The organism is Microcoleus sp. PH2017_08_TRC_O_A (genome assembly GCF_020738665.1).
Classification (GTDB): domain Bacteria; phylum Cyanobacteriota; class Cyanobacteriia; order Cyanobacteriales; family Microcoleaceae; genus Microcoleus.
On the sequence record NZ_JAEQCE010000031.1, the window covers coordinates 72,993 to 81,237 of the forward strand.

8 protein-coding genes and 1 pseudogene are annotated in these 8,245 nt (G+C 45.1%); 1 reads left to right on the forward strand and 8 read right to left on the reverse strand.

All coding sequences use genetic code 11. From position 1 onward, the window contains the following. Window positions 1-6 precede the first annotated feature (6 nt). From JGK22_RS12915 to JGK22_RS12935, 5 genes are all read right to left on the reverse strand, one after another. Entirely contained in the window at window positions 7-1,329 is a 1,323-nt protein-coding gene (locus JGK22_RS12915; RefSeq protein WP_293206158.1) for a hypothetical protein, read from the reverse strand. Window positions 1,330-1,348: 19 nt separating this feature from the next. Further along, complete coding sequence (locus tag JGK22_RS12920; protein ID WP_293312998.1) at window positions 1,349-2,575, reverse strand: SGNH/GDSL hydrolase family protein; 1,227 nt, start codon at window positions 2,573-2,575, stop codon at window positions 1,349-1,351. A gap of 4 nt (window positions 2,576-2,579) precedes the next feature. Next, on the reverse strand, window positions 2,580-2,744 hold the full coding sequence (locus JGK22_RS12925) for a DUF5989 family protein (protein WP_190734603.1): 165 nt from the start codon (window positions 2,742-2,744) through the stop codon (window positions 2,580-2,582). Then, window positions 2,745-3,152: an SxtJ family membrane protein gene (locus JGK22_RS12930; RefSeq protein WP_293186575.1), complete on the reverse strand. Its 408-nt coding sequence runs from the start codon at window positions 3,150-3,152 to the stop codon at window positions 2,745-2,747. Between the two features lie 132 nt (window positions 3,153-3,284). Continuing rightward, entirely contained in the window at window positions 3,285-5,225 is a 1,941-nt protein-coding gene (locus JGK22_RS12935) for a carbamoyltransferase (RefSeq protein WP_293313000.1), read from the reverse strand. Here JGK22_RS12935 and JGK22_RS12940 point away from each other — a divergent pair. Beyond that, window positions 5,218-5,343 carry a hypothetical protein gene (locus JGK22_RS12940; RefSeq protein ID WP_293150229.1) on the forward strand — a complete coding sequence of 42 codons (126 nt, stop codon included), beginning with the start codon at window positions 5,218-5,220 and terminating at the stop codon, window positions 5,341-5,343. The two genes, JGK22_RS12935 and JGK22_RS12940, sit on opposite strands and share 8 nt — an antisense overlap. 50 nt (window positions 5,344-5,393) lie before the next feature. On the opposite strand, the gene JGK22_RS12945 is transcribed toward JGK22_RS12940, so the two are convergent. The 3 genes and pseudogenes from JGK22_RS12945 to JGK22_RS12955 form a co-directional block, all read right to left on the reverse strand. Then, window positions 5,394-5,879, reverse strand: a complete 486-nt coding sequence (locus JGK22_RS12945) for a hypothetical protein (protein WP_293186578.1) — start codon at window positions 5,877-5,879, stop codon at window positions 5,394-5,396. 619 nt (window positions 5,880-6,498) lie between these two features. After that, entirely contained in the window at window positions 6,499-7,419 is a 921-nt protein-coding gene (locus tag JGK22_RS12950; RefSeq protein WP_293194015.1) for an NAD(+) kinase, read from the reverse strand. A 220-nt stretch (window positions 7,420-7,639) separates the two neighbouring features. After that, window positions 7,640-8,245, reverse strand: a pseudogene (locus tag JGK22_RS12955) (hypothetical protein); the annotation flags it as partial.

The following is an 8,245-nucleotide window of genomic DNA, read 5'->3' on the forward strand; positions in this document are numbered from 1 at the left end:
AAATATTTATTTAGACTTTCTTACTACTTTAATGATGGAACTGGAAATATAGTTTGCCAATACTTCCTCTCCCACTGAATTATAGTGACAGCAAGCATCTTTGTAAACAGTATCTTTTGTATTGTCCAAAATATTTACGGCACTAAACACATTAACCTGAGCCTTCTGCAAATCATCGACTTTGGACAACAGCACCGGATAACCTTTGTTTACTCCTGCGATGTACGGGCTGTCTTTGCTGATGGCAATTTCCTTTTCCTTGGCGGTAAACACTCGTTTAGTTGGATAATACTGGTTGGGCTGGATAAAGTGAAAATATTTAATGTTTCTACTCGATAAAATTTGATTCATGCCGATCGACGATTCGTACCAAATCGAGGCCATTTTGTCAAAAGCAGCAGCCTCTGGCAACACAGACTCAGCTTTGGGAATGTATACTATACCGCTATTTACGCTGTCTGAGTTGGTTTGTTTGACTTGTGCGTCGTACTTGACAACGGCTTGCTGGTAATTGTTGACTAATTGTTTCACTCTCAGCGAGGTAACGGCGTGACACAAGGCAAGTTGACAATTTTGCAATTTGTCAATACCTGCTTTCAATTGTTTTTTGTTTTCGTTAATTTCGACGATGGAACTCATCACTTCCGGCGACACATTGCTTGCTAAACTTGTCAGCGGCTGTAGGTGCTGGACGCTGGGCATTCCTATTTCTAGTTGGGCTTTGTTGTTTAAATTTGACAGTGCTACTTCGTTAAAACCGTCAATATTGATGACTAAATCTAACTCTTGACCCAAAGCCAGAAAATAATTTAAAATCAATAATTGCTGGGGCTGTTTGTAGCCGCCGTTGCCAAAATTTAAAATGCGAATTTCGCGATCGGCAAATTCTGGATAACTCTGCAATTTTTTAGACAATCTTTGATTTATATACTCATCTACTGCAAAGTTGTTGGCGACTGAACCGCCAAAAACTCCGATAATAAATTGTTTTTTATTGGTTTTAATAAAGGGATATTCGTACAGGGAAAAAAACCCGTGTCTGTTGACTTTTAACTTTAATCTTTCATTGGTAAAAGCACCTTGTTTGAGAACGTAGCCAAAAAACGGGTGGAGTCTTTCTACGATAGATTCATCTAGTCTAATGCCGATACGTTCAATATCTTCGACTACTTTTTCTTTGGCTTTGGTTCTGGTATAAAAAAACTGCTTTTGGTTGATAAAGTAAAAAGCTAGGGACAAAGCTTCCAGACAAATAAAGGCGATCGCCAAATTGACGGCGATTAAAGTTAATATATTTTTGCCTTTTTGGAGTGGCGTTGAATCTTTCATGAAATTTGACTGATTGCGGTTATTTTTTTGGTACTTGAGACTGTTGCAAATTTTCGCACAGATTTCTGTTGATCAGGATGCTGGCCAGTCGGTGTCCGAGTTCGTTCCAGTGACCCCCACAGGGTATAGAATTATCAAAACCGTGGGCGCAGACTTGATATTTTTCTGTATAGCCTTTGAACTGTTCGGCTAAATTCAGTACCCGAAAACCCTCGCGCTCGCCCAATTTTTCCAGCCGCCTGTCGGGATAATATAAATCCTGAATGTTGTGCTTTGTCATCAAATCTTTTCGGACTTTGACATCCCCGAGAACTTGCATCGGATCGCCAATTGTCACAACCAAGAAATCAGCTTTTTTCTGCACGACTTCATTCCGCATTGTCACGATTAAACCCTCTGTCACCCTCCAGGCATCTTTCCAAACTGCATCCTGAGGTGGATTGAAGTTTTGGCTGCTCAAAGCGGTAAAATCTCCAGATAACTGCCGCTTTTTCCTATCTAAATCTACCTTTTTAATCACCTGCAAGATGCGGGAATTGTTGACCAAAAAACTGGGCATTCTATCTACAAAAGAAACTGCTCTTTCGTTGCGAGCGATCGGCGGCAGATTGCGAAAAGACATATCTGGTACTAACTTGCCGCTAGCATCGTAAACAAAAAATGGTCGATAATGGTCGTATTCCAGTTGCGGGGAATTGTTAATTACATCATTGCCAATAAAAAATGCCAGGACTACAATATCAGGACTGTAATCCCATACTTTTTTCCGCAGCATCATCAATTCTTGAGCGGTACCGTAACCCTGAACGCCGAAATTGATGACCTCAACTTTTTTGCGTCCCTTAACGGCGCCGCAGTTACCTAGCTTTCGTTCTAATTTTGACCAGAAAGTTTGTTCGACTGGTACCTGAATTGCTTCGGTGAAAGAGTCGCCTAAAACTGCGACGCGCAAGGTATTGGGAGGTTTGGTTTTGGTGTGTTCGCGATCGCGCAAACCGTCACTATTCACCTGTACAAAACTTACACCTTCCCCATTCCACTCGCCGGACACACCGGGTTTGAGCTTCCAACCCAAATCGCGATCGGAAGTGTGGAAACGAGTTGGCGCGGAGTCTACAACATCTCCTATTTTTGGGTAGCCCTCAACTCTAGCAACTCGCAATCCAATTTCACCGATTACCACCCCCATTAATAAACCGCCGAGTGTCAAACCTAAATTGACACCCAAAGTCTTCAACTTGCTCATTATTTCAAAACAGGGTATAAATAAACGGAGCAATTACAGAACCCTGACTCAATACAATCAAAGCTCCTAAAAAGACTAAAGTCACAATTAATGGTAGCAACCAATATTTTTGGCGTTCCTTCATAAACGCCCACAAATCTTTGAGAAAGTCTAATGTTGATTCAAACACTTAGAAAGGACGCTCCATGCTAACTTTTGTTCTTGCTTTACTCGGGACGCGGTAAGTATCCATTTTGGGATTTAGTTTGCGCCGCATTGCATCTTCGCCAAATATACCTTTGATAACTCCCATCGGCCAAATTATCAGGTAAAAAACTATCCCCAGCACGATCGGCGTTTCGATTTTGTTGAGGGTAAGTCCAAACCACATCCACCCGTGGTAAATGGGATTGAGCGATTTCGGCGCAGCCAATGCTAACACAATTAGCACTGCGCCGATCGCCCAGGGCCACCAAGGTATAGAATCGCGCCGCAGCAAAGGTACTGCTAAACCGAACAGCACTGCAATTAAGCCGCCAATTAGCAGGCCGAAATCGCGCAGGCCTTTTTTATCGAGTTTTTTTATTTCGTCGCTCATTAGAAATTGGGAATGGGGCATTGGGAATGGGGCATTGGGCATTGGGCATTAGGTATTAGGTATTAGTCATTTATCAGTCATTAACACCAACAAATCACAAATAACCAATAACAAATAACCAATAACTAATAACTAATCTAGTTCAAATTCATTTTTCCAAGCTTCGTCTTGTTTCCAAGGTATTTGTTCCGATTTAGGAATTAAGAAATTCTCTAAAACCAGATAATCCATTTCGGTTCGCATGAAACAGCGGTAAGCATCCTCAGGAGTGCAAACAATTGGTTCGCCTCGGACGTTGAATGAAGTATTTACTAAAATCGAACATCCCGATCGCTCTTCAAAATGACTGATTAAGTCATAGTACCGAGGATTGGTTTCTTTGTGAACGGTTTGGATGCGAGCCGAGTAATCGACGTGGGTAACAGACGGAATTTCCGATCGCGGAATGTTAAGCTTTTCAATGCCAAACAATTCTTGTTGTTCCGCTGTCATGGGAATGCGGAGACTGGCTTTGACTGGAGCAACCAATAGCATATAAGGGCTAGAATGGTCAATCTCGAAATAATCCGCAACTCGTTCGGCTAAGATTGAGGGTGCAAAAGGTCGAAATGATTCCCGATATTTAATTTTCAGGTTCATCACGGATTGCATTTTAGCATTGCGGGGATCGCCAATAATCGATCGCCCGCCCAGAGCCCGCGGCCCAAATTCCATCCGCCCTTGGAACCATCCGACGACGTTTCCCTGTTCCAAAATTTCCGCCAACTGTGGCATCAATTCTGCATCGTCCAATCGATGATAGCTAGCTTTGACAGCATCCAAATATTCCTGAATTTCTGTGTCAGTAAACCTTGGCCCCAAATACGAGCCGCGCATTTTGTCGTGACAAGTTAAATGAGCCACAGACTTCGCCACAGTCGCCACAGCTTGGTTTGTAGTAAGGACTTCAGTCCTCTCCTCCTTAATCTTATTTGCTACGAGTAGCTCATCAGCAACAGTACGAGTTTGTTCGCAATACTGATACCAAATCGCCAAAGCTGCGCCCAAAGCACCGCCAGCATCTCCTGCGGCAGGTTGAATCCAAATATCTTTGAAAATACCTTCCCGCAAGAGTCGGCCGTTAGCAACGCAGTTAAGAGCAACACCGCCGGCAAGACAAAGATAATCTACATCCAATTCTTTTTTAACTGTTCTGCACAGCCGCAAAACAACTTCTTCTGTAACAACTTGAATGGATGCTGCAATGTCCATTTCCCGCTGAGTTAATTTTCCTTCAGCTTTGCGTGGCGGCCCTTCAAACAGTTCGTCAAATTTTTGATTTGTCATGGTTAAGCCAACAGTGTAGTTGAAATAATCCATGTCTAAACGGAAAGTTCCGTCATCTTTGAGGTCGATTAAATGGGTGAGAATTTTGTCTACATACTTGGGTTCGCCGTAGGGCGCTAAACCCATGAGTTTGTATTCACCAGAGTTGACTTTAAACCCGGTGTAATAGGTGAAAGCTGAATAAAGCAAACCCAAGGAGTGGGGAAAATCGATTTCCCACTGAGGTGTAAGTTGGTTTCCGTCTCCTAGCCAGACTGAGGTTGTTGCCCATTCGCCTACGCCGTCGAGGCACAAAACGGCGGCTTTTTGGAAGGGGCTGGGGAAAAATGCTGAGGCTGCGTGGGATTGGTGGTGTTCAGTAAATAGCAGAGATGGCAGTTTATTGCTTTTGCAGTTTGCCATTTCTGCGAGCTCTCTTTTGAGCATGGTTTTGAGGTAAAGCTTTTCTTTCAGCCAGATGGGCATGGCGGTGAGGAAAGAGCGAAAACCTTTGGGTGCGTAGGCTAGGTAAGTTTCTAGCAGGCGCTCAAATTTGACTAATGGTTTGTCGTAAAAGACTATGCGATCGAGTTCCCGCAATTCTATGTTCGCTTCTTTTAGGCAATAGGCGATCGCATTCTTGGGAAATCTGGCGTCGTGCTTTTTGCGGGAAAATCTTTCTTCCTGCGCTGCGGCGATAATTTCTCCATCGCGAATTAAGGCGGCGGCGCTGTCGTGGTAGTACGCCGAGATTCCAAGTATGTTCATCGCTCTCCTCACAAATCGCTATGCGCTCGTATCAGATGTATTTAGAATAGCTAACGATTATAGCTTTAGTGGTGCAGATTTGGAGTTGAGTTTTGCGATCGCCTCTAATTTTAGCTGAATTGATGCTGGTGGGCGGCTGAGGTCGATCGGCTCTTTGACAGCATCCAGCTAGCGCCGGCGAATCCTGCGCGCCCAAGCTCTGAAGTAAGTGCCCACCGGAAATTGATAAAATTCAGCTACCAACCACAGCACTATGCCTAAATGGGACAAAAAGGCTAAGCCCGTCCAAGCTGCGGGGAACCACGACAAACGGCTGCCGGGAACCGGAGGAAAATAGTAAGCTGAAAGTCCGAGCAAGGTGGTGGGAAGGAAGACTAGACCGATCGCGGCGGCAAAATAAGACCATCCGAATTCTGTGCCTTCGAGGTGCGCTCCTATCCATTTTTTGCCGTCCCAGTGCCATGTTACGGGCGGTTGGCGATCGGCCATTTTCAGCGATTGTCTTTCTTCGCTAGCGGTAAAAATGTGCTGGCAGAAGTTGCAACCGAGGGCTTCCATCATCGGCATGGTGGAAATTTGACCGGTGCGACAGACAGGGCAGGGATATGTATCTTGATGGTTGAAAGGTCGGGTTGATGGTTTGAGAGTCTGCATGGATCGGGTTGCTTGTCAAGATATTGAGCGATCTTAACAGAGTACAGATGAATAGGTGCGATCGTAAGGTACGTAGTTGCGCTTCAGCGCTCTTTCGTAGATTTTGCAAAAGAGTGCTAATCGGACTTAACTCCAAAATTAAGGTACGTAGTTGCGCTTTAGCGCTCTTTCGGACATTGTAGAAAAGAGAACTAATCAAACTTCAGTCCAAATCTTAAGGTACGTAGTTGCGCTTGAGCGCTCTTTCGGAGATTGTGGAAAAGAGCGCTTAAGCGCAACTACGTACCTAATTGAAGTGCTCTTTTAGAGATTGTGAAAAAGAGCGCTTAAGCGCAACAACGTACCTAATTAAAGCGCTCTTTTAGAGATTTTGCAAAAGAGCGCTAATCGGACTTCAGTCCAAATCTTAAGGTACGTAGTTGCGCTTGAGCGCTCTTTCGGAGATTGTGGAAAAGAGCGCTTAAGCGCAACTACGTACCTAATTGAAGCGCTCTTTTAGAGATTTTGCAAAAGAGCGCTTAAGCGCAACTACGTACCTAATTAAAGCGCTCTTTTCTAGATTTTGCAAAAGAGCGCTGAAGCGCAACTACGTACCTAATTGAACGGTTGATGATGTGGATTAATTGCGGTGATTGTTGGTGTACCGAATTCGGGCTCCGGCCCACTGAAGTTTTTCCCTCAATGTGCCGTAATAAGAATAGTTTTCCCGCAAAATGATAAATTTGGCTTCGCAGTCTGCCATCCGCACATCTACGCGCTGTCCGGGCCAAATTGCTGTAGCTAAAATGCCGTCCATCCAGAGTTTTGTACTGAGTTCGTAATCTGCTAAGGGCCAAATGCTGACGACGGAACCGGGCGGCAAAACTACAGCCCGGCTGGATAAACTTAAAGGGCAAATCGGAGTAACTGCGATCGCATCCATTCCCGAGTGGATAATCGGCCCGTTGGCAGATGCGGTGTAGCAAGTCGAACCGGTAGGGGTTGCCACAATTAAACCGTCGCCTTGATATTGATCGACTACTTCGCCGTCAACTTCCATTTCTAGAATACAGCTCGGCATTCGATCGGCAGAAGCAGGTTTGACACACATTTCATTAAGTGCCAAAAATCGATCGCTTTCCGGTTCAAGATTAGTTCTGTTTCCCTCAAAAACCGCCGCCTGCAACATCATCCGCTTCTGCACGGCATACCTATCTTCGGCTAGTCTGTCCCAAATCTCCTCAGTATTTTGGAAATCCTCAAAAGACTCGGTTAAAAAACCCAGATGTCCGCCTACATTCGCAGCTAAAATCGGGATGCCGTCAGCAGACAAATTCCGGGCTGCGGCCAGGGCTGTACCGTCGCCGCCGAGGACTACGGCTAGATCGATCGGGCTGTTACTAGAAGCTAAAAACACCGGATACGGGTTATCTTTCGGGCCGCTGGGGCCCATTAAAACTTGACATCCGCGACTTTCTAACTGGCGGGCACATTGTTCTGCCCACCGCTGGCTGAGGGTGTCTCGGGCTTTGTGGGCGATAATTACTTGTTTTAGTTGCACAATTAATTTGGGATTTGGGATTTGGGGTTTGGGATTTTAGACTGAACTAAAAAATCTCAAAATGTTCGATCGCACAAATTGATTTCGGACATCATTTTAGATATTAAACTATTCTTGAAAATTGCGAGGCATAGCCAAAGCATCTGCGTTCCTCGGCAGCGCCGGGGAACGAGAATTCCCCATTGTTTAATCGAAAATCGCCCATCGAAAATGGTATTGATTACCCATCAATACTTCTGGATTTGGGCTGCGGCCAAATAATGCTGGTATCGGAGGCGAGGATGCGAGAAACTGCGATCGCCCCAAAGCGATTGAGATGGCTGGGATCTAAGAAATAGTCGTTGCGATTTGGCCACCGCTGGGACAAGTCGCGGAAGGCGAATCCTTTTTGTCGCGAGAGTTGCTGCATTCGTTGTCTAAACTGCTGTTCTGCCCACCGACGAGTTGGATCTAGGTAGTCGTCGGTGAGGGGCAAATTGACGAAAATTAGGGGGATTTTCCGAGTTTTGGTAAATGCTACGACTGAATTAAAGGCTGTTGCTTGTTTGCCGCTGAGGTTGAAGTCTTCGTAGTCGCGATCGTACTTGCCTGAAACGTAAGCGCGTTGTCGATAATATGTGTTGGGATTGTAACTTCCTGATATAGGCATGAATCCGTTAGAGTCGATCGCATCTGCCAATTCGCTGACTTGTCTAATTGCTATTTTTGTTTGTGATACTGCATTCTGGGCAACAGGCAAGATGCCTGTTCCACTGTTGAGTAATTTGACTGTGGGGAGTAGGGGTTGGGCATCTTGCCCGCCCCAGTCAGCAACAGGCAAGATGCC

What these genes read in the sequence shown, in the direction of transcription:
- JGK22_RS12915 (WP_293206158.1), bottom strand. Translation starts at nt 1,329, where the DNA reads ATGAAAGATTCAACGCCACTCCAAAAAGGCAAAAATATATTAACTTTA.
- JGK22_RS12920 (WP_293312998.1), bottom strand. Translation starts at nt 2,575, where the DNA reads ATGAGCAAGTTGAAGACTTTGGGTGTCAATTTAGGTTTGACACTCGGC.
- JGK22_RS12930 (WP_293186575.1), bottom strand. Translation starts at nt 3,152, where the DNA reads ATGAGCGACGAAATAAAAAAACTCGATAAAAAAGGCCTGCGCGATTTC.
- JGK22_RS12940 (WP_293150229.1), top strand. Translation starts at nt 5,218, where the DNA reads ATGTTCATCGCTCTCCTCACAAATCGCTATGCGCTCGTATCAGATGTA.
- JGK22_RS12935 (WP_293313000.1), bottom strand. Translation starts at nt 5,225, where the DNA reads ATGAACATACTTGGAATCTCGGCGTACTACCACGACAGCGCCGCCGCC.
- JGK22_RS12945 (WP_293186578.1), bottom strand. Translation starts at nt 5,879, where the DNA reads ATGCAGACTCTCAAACCATCAACCCGACCTTTCAACCATCAAGATACA.